The 14,158-nt window shown below is 75.0% G+C and carries 13 protein-coding genes; 2 read left to right on the forward strand and 11 right to left on the reverse strand.

What is annotated here, in order from left to right; all coding sequences use genetic code 11:
• Nucleotides 1–9 precede the first annotated feature (9 nt).
• The 10 genes from AMY39116_RS0331770 to AMY39116_RS0331815 all read right to left on the reverse strand — a co-directional run bounded on the left by AMY39116_RS0331770 (nt 10) and on the right by AMY39116_RS0331815 (nt 10,721).
• On the reverse strand, nt 10–465 hold the full coding sequence (locus AMY39116_RS0331770) for a universal stress protein (RefSeq protein ID WP_020421640.1): 456 nt from the start codon (nt 463–465) through the stop codon (nt 10–12).
• 125 nt (nt 466–590) lie between these two features.
• Nucleotides 591–2,312, reverse strand: a complete 1,722-nt coding sequence (locus tag AMY39116_RS0331775; RefSeq protein WP_020421641.1) for a SulP family inorganic anion transporter — start codon at nt 2,310–2,312, stop codon at nt 591–593.
• 1 nt (nt 2,313) lies between these two features.
• A complete protein-coding gene (locus tag AMY39116_RS0331780; protein WP_027936392.1) occupies nt 2,314–4,941 on the reverse strand; it encodes a bifunctional GNAT family N-acetyltransferase/acetate--CoA ligase family protein in 2,628 nt (875 codons plus the stop codon).
• The gene (locus tag AMY39116_RS0331785) at nt 4,938–5,819 is read right to left on the reverse strand and encodes a universal stress protein (RefSeq protein WP_020421643.1); all 882 of its coding nucleotides are present in this window, start codon (nt 5,817–5,819) and stop codon (nt 4,938–4,940) included. The genes AMY39116_RS0331780 and AMY39116_RS0331785 overlap by 4 nt, the downstream gene beginning before the upstream one ends.
• Nucleotides 5,820–5,831: 12 nt before the next feature.
• Nucleotides 5,832–6,497: a CBS domain-containing protein gene (locus AMY39116_RS0331790; RefSeq protein ID WP_020421644.1), complete on the reverse strand. Its 666-nt coding sequence runs from the start codon at nt 6,495–6,497 to the stop codon at nt 5,832–5,834.
• A 5-nt stretch (nt 6,498–6,502) separates the two neighbouring features.
• The gene (locus AMY39116_RS0331795; RefSeq protein ID WP_020421645.1) at nt 6,503–7,393 is read right to left on the reverse strand and encodes a universal stress protein; all 891 of its coding nucleotides are present in this window, start codon (nt 7,391–7,393) and stop codon (nt 6,503–6,505) included.
• 22 nt (nt 7,394–7,415) lie between these two features.
• Nucleotides 7,416–7,652: a hypothetical protein gene (locus AMY39116_RS43960; protein ID WP_020421646.1), complete on the reverse strand. Its 237-nt coding sequence runs from the start codon at nt 7,650–7,652 to the stop codon at nt 7,416–7,418.
• A gap of 100 nt (nt 7,653–7,752) precedes the next feature.
• Nucleotides 7,753–8,178: a hypothetical protein gene (locus AMY39116_RS44880; RefSeq protein ID WP_020421647.1), complete on the reverse strand. Its 426-nt coding sequence runs from the start codon at nt 8,176–8,178 to the stop codon at nt 7,753–7,755.
• Between the two features lie 714 nt (nt 8,179–8,892).
• Nucleotides 8,893–9,831, reverse strand: a complete 939-nt coding sequence (locus tag AMY39116_RS0331810; RefSeq protein ID WP_020421648.1) for a hypothetical protein — start codon at nt 9,829–9,831, stop codon at nt 8,893–8,895.
• A gap of 20 nt (nt 9,832–9,851) precedes the next feature.
• Complete coding sequence (locus tag AMY39116_RS0331815) at nt 9,852–10,721, reverse strand: universal stress protein (protein WP_020421649.1); 870 nt, start codon at nt 10,719–10,721, stop codon at nt 9,852–9,854.
• 106 nt (nt 10,722–10,827) lie between these two features.
• Between AMY39116_RS0331815 and AMY39116_RS0331820 the strand changes: the two genes are divergently transcribed.
• Nucleotides 10,828–11,826, forward strand: a complete 999-nt coding sequence (locus AMY39116_RS0331820) for a zinc-binding alcohol dehydrogenase family protein (protein ID WP_020421650.1) — start codon at nt 10,828–10,830, stop codon at nt 11,824–11,826.
• 65 nt (nt 11,827–11,891) lie between these two features.
• Here AMY39116_RS0331820 and AMY39116_RS0331825 read toward each other — a convergent pair whose 3' ends face one another.
• Nucleotides 11,892–12,476 carry a hypothetical protein gene (locus AMY39116_RS0331825; protein ID WP_020421651.1) on the reverse strand — a complete coding sequence of 195 codons (585 nt, stop codon included), beginning with the start codon at nt 12,474–12,476 and terminating at the stop codon, nt 11,892–11,894.
• 251 nt (nt 12,477–12,727) lie between these two features.
• On the opposite strand from AMY39116_RS0331825, the gene AMY39116_RS43970 reads away from it, so the two are divergent.
• A complete protein-coding gene (locus tag AMY39116_RS43970) occupies nt 12,728–14,140 on the forward strand; it encodes an amino acid permease (RefSeq protein ID WP_020421652.1) in 1,413 nt (470 codons plus the stop codon).
• Nucleotides 14,141–14,158 lie beyond the last annotated feature (18 nt).

Consider the following 14,158-nt stretch of genomic DNA (forward strand, 5'->3'; position numbering starts at 1 on the left):
AGCACGCGCTCAGACCATCGGGCCGGGCTGGTAGTCCACTTCGGCCAGTGGGTGCCGGGCCGCGCGCGCGGCGGGCACGATCACCACCGGGCAGTGCGCCCGGCGCAGGCACTGCGCGCCGACGGACCCGACCAGCGCGCGCATGATCCGCCCGTAGCCGTGGCTGCCGAGCACGAGCATGGCCGCGTCCGCCGCGGCGGACAGCAGCACCTCCGCCGGCTCGCCCTCGGTGACCTCCGGCCGGATCTTCGCCTCCGGCTGTTCGCGGTGCGCGCGATCCACCATCTCGCCGAGGGCGCGCCGGTGCGCGGTGAACACGGCCTCGGCCGTCGCCCCGCCACCCGGGTAGCTCCAGGCGTGGACCGCCACCACTTCCCGGCCGGTCCGCGCGGCTTCGCCCGCCGCCCACCGCAACGCGGCGGCACTGCCCGCGGAGCCGTCCACTCCCACCACGATCGCGGCCATGACGCCGTCCTCTCGCCGGTCGTTTTCCTTGTGTCCCAGCCTGGTCCGGCGGCGCGAGGTGGTGAAGGGCCGATGGTCCCCGTCGTGAGGGCCCTGCGGCGGTATCCGGCCGTTGCCGCTGGCCGTCAGGGCGTCAGCGGATCGGGCGGTACCACCGGCACGCGCACGCCGTCCGGCGGCCGCCCGTGGCGGGCGGTGTACCAGCCGACGTAGGCGGCGACCGCCGCGGGCAGCGTCGGGAAGATCCGGTCCTCCCCCAGCTCCGCGGTGAACCCGGCGGCGCTCAGCTCGTCGTGCAGTTCCTGCTTCACCCGGGCCATCGCGAACACGATCCCCCGGCTCGCGAGCTCGCGCCGCAGGCCGGTCAGGGTCTCCAGCGCGGTGCTGTCGATGTCCACATTGGCCTCGGCGTTGAGCAGGAACCACTCCGGCGCGGCGCCGTCCAGCGAGTCCAGCGCCCGGCGCCGGAAATCCTCGGCGTTGGCGAAGAACAGCGGCGCGTCGTAGCGGTACACGAGCAGCCCGGGCACCACCCGCGAGCCCGGGTAGTCGCCGATGTCGTGCATGCCGGGCACCCCCGGCGCGTACCCGAGCACCGCCACGTGCGGCCGCGCGACCTTGCGCAGCAGGTCCAGCAGCGACAGCCCGATCGCGACCAGGATGCCGTAGAGCACGCCGAGCACGAGGACCCCGGCCAGCGTCGCGACCGCCAGCACCGCCTCGCTGCGCCGGAAAGCCGCGATGCGGCGGAACTCGGCCACGTCGATCAGCCGCAGCGCGGCGTACACCACGACGGCGCCCAGCGCGGCGGCGGGGAACGCGGCCAGCACCGGCCCGGCCACGAACATGGCCAGCACCACGGTCACCAGCGTCACCACGGAGTAGAGCTGGCTGCGGGCGCCCAGCGCGTCGGCGATCGCCGTCCGGCTGCCGCTGCAGCTGACCGGCAGCCCGCGCAGGAACCCGGCCGCCAGGTTCACCAGCCCCAGCGCGCGCAGTTCCCGGTCGGCGTCGACGCGTTCGCCGTGCCTGCTGCCGAACGCGCGTGCGGTGAGCACCATGTCGGAGAACCCGACCAGCGCGATCCCGGCCGCGGGCAGCAGCAGCGACGGCAGATCGGCCGCGGCCACGTTCGGCAGCCCGGGCACGGGCAGCCCGGACGGCACGTCGCCGACCACCCGGACACCCGCGTCCTGCCCGCCGGTGAGGGCGACCACGCCGGTGGCGAGCAGCATCGCCAGCAGCGGGCCGGGCGCCCGCGGCAGCAGGCGCGCCACCACCAGCAGGAACGCCAGCACCGCCGCCGACACCGCCACCGTGGGCCAGTGCACGCGGTCCAGCGCGCCGAACCAGGACGTCACCTCCGCGACCAGACCGTCGCCGGACACCGGGACGCCGGTGAGCGTGCTCAGCTGGCTCACGACCATGATCACCGCGATGCCGGCCAGGTAGCCGACGAGCACGGGTTTGGACAGCAGGTCGGCGAACATCCCCAGCCGCACCAGACCGCCGAGCAGACAGATCCCGCCGACGATCAGCGCGAGGACGGCCGCCAGAGCCGCGTACCGGCCCGGATCCCCGGCGGCCAGCGGAGCCAGCGCCACCGCGGTCATCAGCGCCGTGGTCGACTCCGGACCCACGGACAGGCGGCGCGAACCGCCCACGACGACGTACACCGCCAGCGGGCCGATCGCGGCCCACAACCCAGCCACCGGCGGCAGCCCGGCGATCCGCGCGTAGGCCATGACCTGCGGGATCAGGTAGGCGGCCACGGTCACCCCGGCCAGCACGTCGCCGCGGAGCCAGGCCCGGCGGTACCCGGCGAGGCCGGGCAGCGCGCCGCGCACCTCAGATCCGCAGGCGCCGCAGGAACGGCTCGGCCGGGGTGTGCGGGGCGAGCCGGACCCGCGCGTCCAGCACCAGGCATCCGCCGTCGTGCGCGACCACCGGGTTCAGGTCGAGCTCGGCGACCTCCGGCAGCACCTCGGCGAGACGGCTCAGCCGCACCAGCACGTCCCGCAGCGCGGCCCGGTCGAAGCCGCCTGGGCCGAACAGGTGTGGCGAGGACCGCAGGCCGGACAGCAGCAAATCGGCGTCGCGCGACGTCAGCGGCGCCAGCCGTGCGGCGCGGTCGGCCACCAGGTCGGTGTCCACCCCGCCGAGCCCGAACACCACGAGCGGCCCGAACACGTCGTCCCCGGCGATCCCAGCCAGGACCTCGCGGGCGTGGGCGACCATCGGCTGCACCACGACACCGCGCCACTGATCGCCGAACCGGTCGCGCCAGCGGTGCACGATTTCGCGCAGCTGGTTCTCCCCGCGGACGTCCAGCGCGACCCCGCCGCCGCTGCTCTTGTGCACCAGGCCCGTTGCGCAGGCCTTCACGGCGACCGGTCCGCCCAGCTCGCGCAGGGCGTCCACCGCCTCGTCGGCATCGGTGGCGAACCGGGTGGCGACGACCGGGATCCCGAAGCAGCGCAGCAGCCGCGTGGCGTCCAGCGGGTCGAGCCAGCCGGTCGCGCCTGCCACGATGCGGCGGGCCGCGGCGGTGTCCACATCGGACAGTCGCGGTGGCGCTTCGTCCGGCTCGGCGCGCCAGGCGGCGTAGCGGGCGAGGCTGCCCAGAGCGCCGGCCGCGCCGAGGGCGTCCGCGTAGGACGGCACGAGCCCGTCCGCGGTGAGCAGGGGTTCCACGAACGGCAGCTGCCCGGGGCGCACGACGAGCACGGGCTTGTCCCCCGCGTGCCTCGTAGCCACTCCGGTGAGCGGGTCGCCGACCGCGGTCGCGACGCCGGCCACGACGACGGCGTCGATCCCGTCGTCGGCCAGCACCGCGTCCAGGCAGGCGCCGAACACCTCCGCCGTCACGGCCGCGGTGGTGTCCACCGGATTGCGCACGGACGCCTGGGCGGGCAGCAGTTCCCGCAGCCGCGACACCGTGCCCGGGCTCAGGTCCGGCAGTTTCAGACCGTGCCGGGCGCACGCGTCGGCCGCGAGGACACCCGCACCGCCGGCGTTGCTCAGCACCGCGACCCGCCGCCCCGCGGGCAGCGGCTGCCACGACAACGCCGCGACCGCCTCCAGCAGTTCGGTCACGCTGTCCACCGCGATCACGCCGGCCTGCTCGTGCAGCGCGTCCCGGGTGACGGCAGGCGTCGCGGTCGCCGCGGTGTGCGAGGCGGCCGCGCGCCGCGCGGTCTCGGTCTGCCCGGTCCGCACGGCCAGCACGGGTTTGACCCGGGCCAGGTCGCGGGCGATGCGAGCGAACTTGCGCGGGTTGCCGAACGACTCCAGGTACAGCACGGCGAGGTCGGTGCGCGGGTCCTCGCGCCACCAGCGCAGCAGGTCGTTGCCGCTGACGTCGTACTTGTCGCCGGTGGACACCATCGTCGACACGCCGAGTCCCAGCCGCCGCAACGCCTCCACGACCGCGATGCCGAAGCCGCCGGACTGCGTCACGACACCCACCCGGCCGGACGGCATGCGCCCCGGCGCGAAGGTGGCGTTCAGGCGGATCCCGTCCTCGGTGTTGGCCACGCCGACGCAGTTGGGCCCGACCAGCCGGACCCCGTGCGTGCGGGCGGCGCGGACGGTGCGGGCGCCGAGGCCGGTGCCGGTCAGCCCGGCCGAAATGATGACGGCCGCACGGGTGCCGCGGCGCCCGCACTCCTCGACGACCCCGGGCACCGCGGACGCGGGCACGCACACGACCGCCAGCTCGGGGGTTTCGGGCAGGTCGGCGACTGAACTCGCGCACGGTACGCCGGCGATGTCGCGGGCGTGCGGGTTGACCGCCGACAAGCGACCGGAGTAGCCGCCCTCGGCTAGGTTGACCAGCACGGCGTGCCCGACCGAGGCCGGGTCCCGGCCCGCGCCGATCACCGCGACCGACCGCGGCTGCAGCACGTGCCGCAAACTCGCGACGTCCGCGATGCGCTCCCGCTCGGCCAGCCGGCTGCGGAAGGCCTCGTCCTCGTCCAGGCCGATGCTGAAGTCGCACTCCGATCCGGCCGCGCTGACGCGGTAGGGCAGGCCGAGGTCGGCGAAGACCCGAAGCATGCGGGAGTTCTCCGCCAGCACCTGGCCGGTGAACCGCCGGATTCCCTGCCCGCGGGCCAGCGCCACGAGGTGTTCCAGCAGCAGGGTGCCGACGCCGTGCGCCTTCGCCGCGGAACCGACCGCGAGCGCGAGCTCGGCCTCGGTGGGTTCGGCGGAGACCTCGTAGTGCGCGACGCCGAGCAGCTCGCCGTGCCGGAACGCGCCCACCGCGGCCCGCCGCGGCCCGGGTTCGGCGCACATCCGCGCGACCAGTTCGTCCAGGCGGCCGGGCAGCCCGAAGAACCGGAAGTAGCTGTCGCGTTCGTCGAGGCCCTCGTGCAGCGCGAGCGCCGCGGGGGCGTCGGCGGGCCGCAGCGGGCGGATCTCGACCACCTCACCGTCGGCCAGCACCGCCGCCACGTCCTGTCCTGCCGTCATCGCGGTTCCCCGTCGGGGCGGACCACCATCACCGGGCACTCTGCGCGGTGGATCAGCGCCTGGCTGGTCGATCCCAGCAGCAGCCCGGAAAAGCCGCCGCGCCCGCGGCTGCCGACGACGACCAGCTGCGCCTGCCTGCTCCAGTCGATCAGCTGGTGCCGCGGCCGGTCGCGCACCACGACGCGGTCCACCTTGACGTCGGGGTAGCGCTCCTGCCAGCCCGCCAGCCGCTCGGCGAGGACGAGCTCCTCGTCCTGCCGCACCGCGTCCCAGTCGACGACCATCGGGAAGGCCCCGAGACCGCCCAGGAGGTCGTCGTCGCTCCACGCGTGCACCGCCACCAGCGGCGCCCCGCGCCAGCAGGCCTCCTCGAAGGCCGCCCCCAGCGCCCGCTCGCTGAACGGACTGCCGTCGACACCGACCACGACCGGTCCCGCCGCCGGGGCGGCCTGCCCGCGCACCACCACGACCGGGCAGTGCGCGTGCGAAACGACCTGCACGGCCTTGGTCCCGGCGAGCACGCCGTCGCCGGACGCGCCCAGCACGAGCGCCCTGGCGCCGCGGGACGCCGTGATCAGCGCCTCGGCCGGGTGCTCCTCCGGCATCGCCGTGGTGACCACCAGCTCCTCCCCGCCGGCGCCGCGGGCGACGCGGACGGCGGCGGCCAGGAAGTCCTTCGCGTTGTCCACCAGATCGTCGTGCAACGCCCGCAGGGCGGGCATCGCGATTCCGTAGCGGCCGGTGAACGGCGAGAACCCGTGCACGAGGTGCAGCCGGTCGTGGTGCCGCGCCGCATCGGCCGCGGCCCAGCGCACCGCCGCGGTGGAGGCCTCCGACCAGTCCACCCCGACAACGGTCACCCCTGCCGTGTTCGTCATGTCGTTCCTCTCCTAACCCGGAATCCGGTCATCCACAGTGGAATTGAGTTCGTTGACCACGGCGACCACTCCGGGGATCGCCTCGGTCAGCCGCGCCGCCCGGTCGGCTTCACTGCGCCGGTCGACGGTGCCGGTGAGCGTCACCACGCCGTCCACGACTTCGGCGCGCGCCTGTTCCGGGGCCGCCCACAGGCAGCGCCGCAGCACCTCCTGCTCGACGTTGCGGGCGATTTCGGCGTCCGGCCGCAAGAACAGCCGGAGCACGTCCCGCCGGGCGAGCACGCCGACGAGCTTGCCGTCGCCGTCGACGACGTAGAGCCGCCTCAGGTGTTCGCGCGCCAGCCGGCGCGCCGCGACGGCGACCGGCTCGTCCTGCCCGATCACCCGGACCCGCCGCGTCATCGCGGTTTCCGCGGTCATCGCGCGCGACTTGCCCCACCAGCGCCACCGTCGTCCCGGCGCGAACGCCGACGGCGGCCGGTCCGCGCCGCGCAGGTCCTCCTTGGCCAGCAGGTCCGACTCCGAGACCACGCCGACCCGGCGGTCGTGGCCGTCGACCACCGGCACCGCCCCGATCTGGTACTGGTCCAGCAGCCGGACCAGGTTCTTGAACGGCATCGCGGGCACCACGGACACCACCGGATGCGTCATCAGGTCGCCCACGACCGGTCCGCGCACCCGCCTCACGCCTGGCGGACGATCAGCAACGGGCACAGCGCGAAGGTGATCAGCGACTGGCTCGTGGACCCGAGCACCATGCCGGCGAACCCGCCGCGGCCGCGGCTGCCCACGACGATCAGCTGGGCGCCCTCGGCGTGGTCGAGCAGCCGGTCGGCCGCGCTGCCGCGTACCACGATCCGCTCGACGGCGACGTCGGGGTACTTCTCCTGCCAGCCCGCCAGCCGCTGGGCCAGCAGCTCGCGCTCGCGCTCCTCGATCGCCGGCCGATCCAGCGTCCAGCGCGTCTCCTCGAAGAGGGCGCCCAGGTAGGAGTCGTCCCACGCGTGGACCGCGACGAGCGCGGCACCGCGACGGGAAGCCGCGTCGAACGCGGCCGCGATCGCCTCGTCGCTGGTGGGCGAGGCGTCGATCCCGACCACGACCGGCCCCTCGGCGGGCGGCTCGTCGTCCGCCACGTGCGGCCGGACCACGGCGACCGGGCAGCGGGCGTTGGCGGCCAGCGCGATCGTGACCGACCCGGCCAGGAAGCGGCCGAGGAACCGCACGGGCGGGGTGCCCAGCACGAGCACCGCGGCCGAGCGGGACTCGTCCAGCAGCGCCGCGCCGACCTGCTCCTTGCGCAGGCTCCGCTGGATGTCCACATCGGACTCGGCGCTGCGGGCGGCGTCGCTCGCGGCGTGCAGGATCCGGTGGCCCCGCTGACGCGCGAGGCCGGCCAGGTCCACGTGCACCGGCATCGGCTGGGGGTAGCCGAGCGAGGCTTCGTCCAGGGCGTGCACCAGTTTCAGGGGCACGTTGCGGCACCGTGCCTCGGTGGCGGCCCACCGGACCGCGCCGAGCGACGCTTCGGAGCCGTCGACCCCGACGACGACCGGGTTCGGGGAGTGGGACATGGTTGTTCCTTTCGGATCCGGGTTACGCCGAAGCGGTGGCGTGCTGGAAGAGCTCGGTGAGTTCCGGGATGGTCAGGGTCCGGTTCGCCGGCTGCCGGCGCGGTCGCGGGACCGGCGCGCGGCCTTCGGCCGGCGACAGCCCGAGCATCGCGAGCAGCTCGCGGAGCTCGTCGGCGTCCTTCGCCTGGCCCGCCACGGCGCGCGCGGCGCGGTGGCGTTCTTCGGGGGTCGGTTCGTGCGAGCTGATCGCGTTGTCCATGCCGGGAACGCTATTGGCGGACGGCGGCCCGCCACGACGGGCGGAGGGCCCGTCGTGGCGGGGCTGAGGTCGCCGCCGGTGAGGACTTTGTGCCCTGTCCTCAGCCGTCGGACGCCAGGAGACGGGCCAGCGCGAACCCGGTGACGGCGGAGGTGGTGGCGGCCATGAGCAGCCCGCCGCCGACGCCGATCAGCACTGTGACGGCCAGGGCTTGCCCCTCGTGCCACAGCGGCATTGTGACGGCGAGGAACACACCCAGCCCGGCCAGCCAGGCCGCAGCGGTGACCGGGATCCACCGCCACGCCCGGGACAGGTGCGGGCGCAGGAGCGGCCACTGGGCCGTCCCGAGTGACGCGAGTACGACCAGCCCGAGCACCACCCCGGCCGTCGCCGCCTGCACCGGCGGCCAGCGGTGGACCTCCGCCGCGGCCGGGACCGTGCCGGCCAGGTAGGCGAGGACCGCGCCGGCCGAGGTCGCCGCGATCCAGCGCCGCGTCCGCAGGGCCGGCAGCGCGTGCCGCAGCACGAGCGCCTGCCCGCACCCGAGCGCGGCCCCTTCGACCGCCCGGCGGCCAGCAGGGCGGGCACGGCGGCCGCGGGCGCCGACCCGGCGGTGAGCGCGCCGACGCCGGCGGGCACCGCGAACCCGGCGAACTCGGCCAGGGTGACGATCCAGAACCAGCTCCACGCCAGCGCCCTGCCGCGCAAGGGTTTCACTGGGGGCAGGTCGATGGCGACCAGCGGCGCGTCCGCGGGCACCCGCGGCCCGCGGAGCTGGTACACCGCCACCGCCGCCTCGCGCTCGGCGCCGTGCAGCACCCGGCCCGCACCGGCCGACCACCCGCCCGGCAGCCGCACCTCGACCGGGGAGATGGTGCGGAAGTGCCGCCACCACGTCTTGCCGGCGGCCCGCCCGGCGACGACCAGCAGCCGGTCGCCGTCCCGGACGTGGGCCACCGGGAACTCGACCAGGTCGCCGCGCCGCGAGCGGTACCGCAACACGCACAACCGGCCGAGCAGCGGGGCGAGCACGGAATCCAGCAGCCGAAGGACCAGCCGCTGGCCCACGCCGCGGCGCGCCGCGCGCCGGTGGCGCCCGGGCGCGGTGGTGCTCATCCGCGTTCCCCCGTCCGGCCGCCGTACCGGACATGGCCCACCGGGAGCGCGAACAGCCCGAGGTCCAACCGGTCACCCAACCCGCGGCGAGCCGCGCTCCGGCGCCGCCCGGGCGCGGCGGTGCTCATCCCCGTTTCCCCACCCCGGTCGGCGCCAGCACCCGGCCCGGGGTGGCCGTGACCGGGTAGCCGACCCGGAGGATCGCCTGCGGGTACCCGGGGAGGTCGAGCTTCTCGATGAGCCCGGCGCGCACCTCGGGCAGGTGCAGCGGCTGGGTCAGGACGGAGCCCACCAGCCCCTCGGTGATGGCGGCGAGCCAGGCCCGCTCCAGCGCGGCGCCCGCGTGCAACTGGTCGCGCCGCGTGTCGTCCGCGGTGAGCACGATCAGCAGAGACTCCGCCGCGACCCGCTCGGTCAGCGTCACCGTGTCGGGTAGGTGCGTGTCGGCGCGCACCAGACCCGACCAGGGCAGCGTGGTCTCCGGCGACGGCGGTTCCCGCAGCTGGGCGGTCCAGGCGGTCAGTTCCCGCTGGTAGGCCCGGTCGGCGCGGAGCAGCTGCCCGGCGTGGGCCAGCAGCTCGGCCAGCGGCGCCGCCTCGGTCCGGGACTGGACGAGACGCGCCTCGGTGCCTGGCCCCGCCGCCGTGTCGCCGAGCAGCCGCAGGACCCGCGGCGGGACGTGGTGCAGCGCGAACGGCGAGCGGTAACTGCTGCGCTGGAAGATCGCCGAATAGCGGTTCAGCTCGTCGGGCTTGGCCTCTCCGCGCTCGGCGGCGCGGATCTCGGCGACCAGGTCCGGCCGCACCGGCGACGGCAGCAGCTCCACCTCCGGGCGCCAGCCAAGGACCCGCACCGCGAGATCCAGGTTGGCCAGCGCCGCGCCGCAGGAGAGCACCCGGTCGCGGCCGGTGGGGTCGTGCCGCGGCAACGACACGTCGAACCGTTCGTACAGCCGCAACACCCCGTTCGGGACCTCCAACACCCACGGCTGCGAGTTGTGGACCGAGGGGGCGCAGCTCGCGGCTCGCGCGAGCGCCCCGACCTCGACCTGGGACCAGTGCATTGTCATTCCTCCGGAAGTTCTCAGCTGACCACGGCGACCGGGCACGGGCAGTGGTGGAGCAGGGCCTGGCTGGTGGAGCCGAGCCCCATGCCGTCGAAGGCGTGCCGCCCGCGCGAGCCGACCACGACCAGTTGGGCACCCCGGGCCGCGGCGAGCAGTCCCCGCACCGGGCGGTCCCGGACGGTGCGCAGCGCCAGCGGCACGTCCGGGTACTTCTCCCGCCACCCGGCGAGCCGCTCGGCCAGCAGGCGGCGCTCGTCCTCGGCGACCTCGTCGTACTCCACGTCGATCGGCAGCACCGACCAGGTTTCGCCGAGGCTCATGTCGGTCCAGGTGTGCAGGGCGACCAGCGGCGCCTGCCGCCTGCCCGCGGTGTCGAAGGCGAAGGCGATCGCCGCGTCGCTCGACGTGGAGGCGTCCACGCCCACCACAATCGGGCCGCGCTCCGGCGGCAGCGCGTCCCGCACCACGACGACGGGACAGGGCCCGTGGGCGGCGAGCGCGGACGAGACCGAACCGAGCAGCAACCCGGGGAAGCCACCGAGACCGCGGGAACCCAGCACCGCGAGGCGGGCGGTCGCCGCCTCCTCGATCAGGGCGGCCGCGGCCGCGCCGGTGCGCAGCCGCGTGTGGATCTCGATGCCGGGTTCGGCCGCCCGCGCCTGGCCGTGGGCCTCGCCGAGCCAGCGGTGCCCCTGTTCGAGCCGGGACTCCACCAGCCCGCCGCCCCCGGGCGCCGTCGAGGGCGCCGGAGGCAGGGTGCACACGTGCACGAGCCGGAGCGGCAGATGCCGCAGTGACGCCTCGCGCGCTGCCCATCGCACGGCGTTGAGCGCCGCCGGTGAGCCGTCCACGGCGGCGAGAACCGCGGGTTCGATCGATTCGACCATGCTTCGATCCTCACCGGCCGGTGCCGCGGCGGGCAGGGCAGACGGGCCCCGGCCACGGGGCACTTCGGCTCTTTCCCGCCCGCGCGCGCCTGGGAAAGCCGGCCCCATGCTGACGTGGCGAGTGATCGAGCCCGGTCCGCCCGGGTCGCGGAAGTTCGAAGCACGCGAGGAACCGGCGCCCACCGCCGGCACCGGCGAACTACTCGTGCGGGTGCGAGCGTGCGGGGTCTGCCGCACCGACTCACACGTGCTCGAAGGCGACCTGCCAGTGCACCGGCCCGGGGTCGTGCCCGGGCACGAGGTCGTCGGCGAGGTCGCGGCGCTCGGTCCGGACGTGCGCGGATTCGCACCCGGGGACCGAGTGGGCGTCGCGTGGCCCCGGGGCACGTGCGGTGCGTGCCGGTACTGCCTGCGCGGCGACGAGAACCTGTGTCCCCGCTCGACCTACACGGGCTGGGACGCCGACGGCGGTTACGCCGGATACACGACGGTCCCGGCCGCCTACGCGCACCGGCTGCCCGCGGGCTACTCCGACCAGGAGCTCGCCCCTTTGCTGTGCGCGGGGATCATCGGGTTCCGGGCGCTGCGCCGCGCGAACCTGCCCGCCGGCGGCCGCCTCGGCATCTACGGCTTCGGCGCCAGCGCGCACCTGGCCGCCCAGGTCGCGCTCGCGCAGAGAGCCACAGTGCACGTCATGACCCGCAGCGCCCGGGCCCGGCAGCTCGCGCTGGAACTCGGCGCGGCGTCGGCCACCGGCGCCGCGGACGCCCCGCCCGAACCCCTCGACGCCGCGATCCTGTTCGCCCCGGCCGGGGAACTCGTGCCGCCCGCGCTCACGGCGCTGGACCGTGGCGGCACCCTCGCGCTGGCCGGGATCCACCTGACCGACATCCCCCCGCTGCACTACCAGGCGCACCTGTTCCAGGAACGTCAGCTGCGCAGCGTCACCGCGAACACGCGCCAGGACGCGCACGACTTCCTCGCCTTCGCCGCCGACCACCACCTGCGGGTCACGACGAGCGCCTACCCACTCGGCGACGCCGAGCGGGCGCTGAACGACCTCGCCGCCGACCGGGTCACCGGAGCCGCCGTCCTGTTGCCGTGACGGACACCGGTTCCCGGCCGCACGACGGGCCCGGGGCGAGCGGCCCCGCTCGCCCCGGGCCTGGTTCACGGCCGGGTGCTCCGCGTGTCGAAGCGGCGCCAGTCCTCGTCCCAGTCCGCCGCGCGGCGCCGGTCCAGGCGGATCCGCACGAGCCAGAAACCGACGCCGCACAACAGGATCACGCCGGACCAGCCCGCGAAACCGACAGTGATCGCGTTCGTGATCACCACGCTAGGGGTGATCGGCTCGGTGACGACTGCACCGTCGCGGTCGAGCCACACGGTCACCGCGTCGCCCGCCTCCGCGCCCCGGTCGGCCGTGACCTGACCGGTGACGGCCCGGCCGTCGGCTCCCTGCCAGGTCGCCTCGACCCGCGCCGGCCGGCCGGCCGAGCCGTTCGGGCCCGCGGTCCGCGGCGGGGCGTCCGCCAGCAGCGTCGCGGTAGCCGGGTGGCGCGTGGCCTGCTCGATCCGCATCTGCTCGCGTTCCTGGGTGTAGGTCCGCGCGCCCAGCAGGCCCGCCGGCAGCGCGGCCAGCAGCACGACACCGAGCAGCACCAGCAGCAGGCGGCGTTCGGTCCGGTCCGTTGCGCGGGCCAGCGGATTGCGGCCGGGGCGGACGATCCACCGCACCTTCGTCGCGAAACTCATCGGGGCTCCTTCGTCGGCAAGTCCTCCAGTACCGGCGAGGGTGGCCCGGCTGCGGCGGTGATCGAAGGGCCGACCGTCCCGACCGTGGTCACCGCGCGGCGGGACCTTGTGCTCTCGCCCACCGGTTCCCGGCGACCGGCGGACGGCACCGGTGACCTTGGTCCCCGGCCAGTGCCCATTGGTCCCTCGCCGAACGCGATCAACTTCCGCTGAACTCGACGGCGACCGGAACCCACGACGTAAGGGCCGCCATGTCCAGACCACCGAGCACGTCACAACCCGCGCGTCCGGCGCGGCTCGAGCTGAAAGCCCGCTCGCTGGGGCTGACGTCGGCGACCGGACTCGTCGTCGGCAGCATCATCGGCACCGGCGTGTTCACCATGCCCGCGGTGCTCGCCGGCGCCGGGACCAGCTCCCTGCTCGTGCTCGCCGTGGTCGCGGCGGGCGCCACCGTGCTCGCGGTCCTCTTCGGACAGCTGACGCGGCGGGTGCCCAACGCCGACGGCGGGTTGTACGCCTATGCCCGCCACGAGTTCGGCGACTTCGCCGGCTACCTCACCGGCTGGTGCTACTGGATCTCGGCCTGGGCCGGCAACGCCGCGATCGTGTCGTCCTGGGTCCTGTACGTGGAATCCCTGTTCGGCATCACCGATCCCTCGTGGTGGGTCAGCTGGGGCATCGCGATGCTGGGTCTGTGGATCCCGGCCGCGGTCAACCTGGCCGGCGTCCGGCAGATGGCCTGGTTCGAAAACCTCACGGTGGTGCTGAAGTTCGTGCCGCTGCTGTTCGTCGCCGTGGCCGGCTGGTTCTTCGTGTCGAAGGCCAACTTCGGCCCGTTCAACGCCTCCGGCGGCAGCCTCTACAGCGCGATCGGACTGGCCGCGGGTGTCGCGTTGTTCGCGTTCATCGGTGTCGAGGTCGCGGCCGTGACGGCGAAGCGGGTGCGGGAACCGGGCCGCAACGTGGGCCGGGCGTCGGTGCTGGGCACGGCCGCCAGCGCGCTGCTCTACATCGTGGTGTCGGCCGCCGTCATGGGCCTGGTCCCGCACGACGCGCTCGTGGCCACCGGCACCCCGTTCGTCCCGGCCGTGGAAACGATCTTCCCCGGGATGGGCTGGGCGGGCAAGCTCATCGCCGCGCTCGCCGTCGTGTCCGGCATCGGCGCGCTCAACGGGTGGACCCTGGTCACCACGGAGGTGTCGCGCGCGGCCGCGACCGACGGGCTGTTCCCCCGGGCGTTCGCGTGGACCGACCGCAAGGACACCGCGTGGTTCGGCATCGTCGTCGCCGCGCTGCTGCCCTCGCTGCTGATGCTGTGGCGCTACACCGCCGGTTCCGGCCTGACGGTGTTCACGTTCCTGGTCAACCTCTCGGTGGTCACGGTCGCGATCCCGTACTTCTTCTCGGCCTGCGCCCAGCTGGCCCACCTCGTGGGACGGCGCCGCGTCCGGCCGCTGCTGCTGGTGCGCGACCTGCTCATCGCCGGTGTCGCCGTCCTGTTTTCGCTGTGGGTGACCTTCGCCGCCGGCTACGCCGCGGTCTACCAGGCCCTCGCGATGGTGCTCATCGGCGTCGTCGGCTACGCGGTCCTCGCCGGGCGGCGGCAGCGCCAGGCGGTCCGCCGCACCGAGACCACCCCGTCGATCCGGCACGACGCCGCCTGACCCGGAAAGGACGACGAG

It is taken from the genome of Amycolatopsis sp. ATCC 39116 (genome assembly GCF_000231075.2).
GTDB classification, from domain to species: domain Bacteria; phylum Actinomycetota; class Actinomycetes; order Mycobacteriales; family Pseudonocardiaceae; genus Amycolatopsis_E; species Amycolatopsis_E tucumanensis.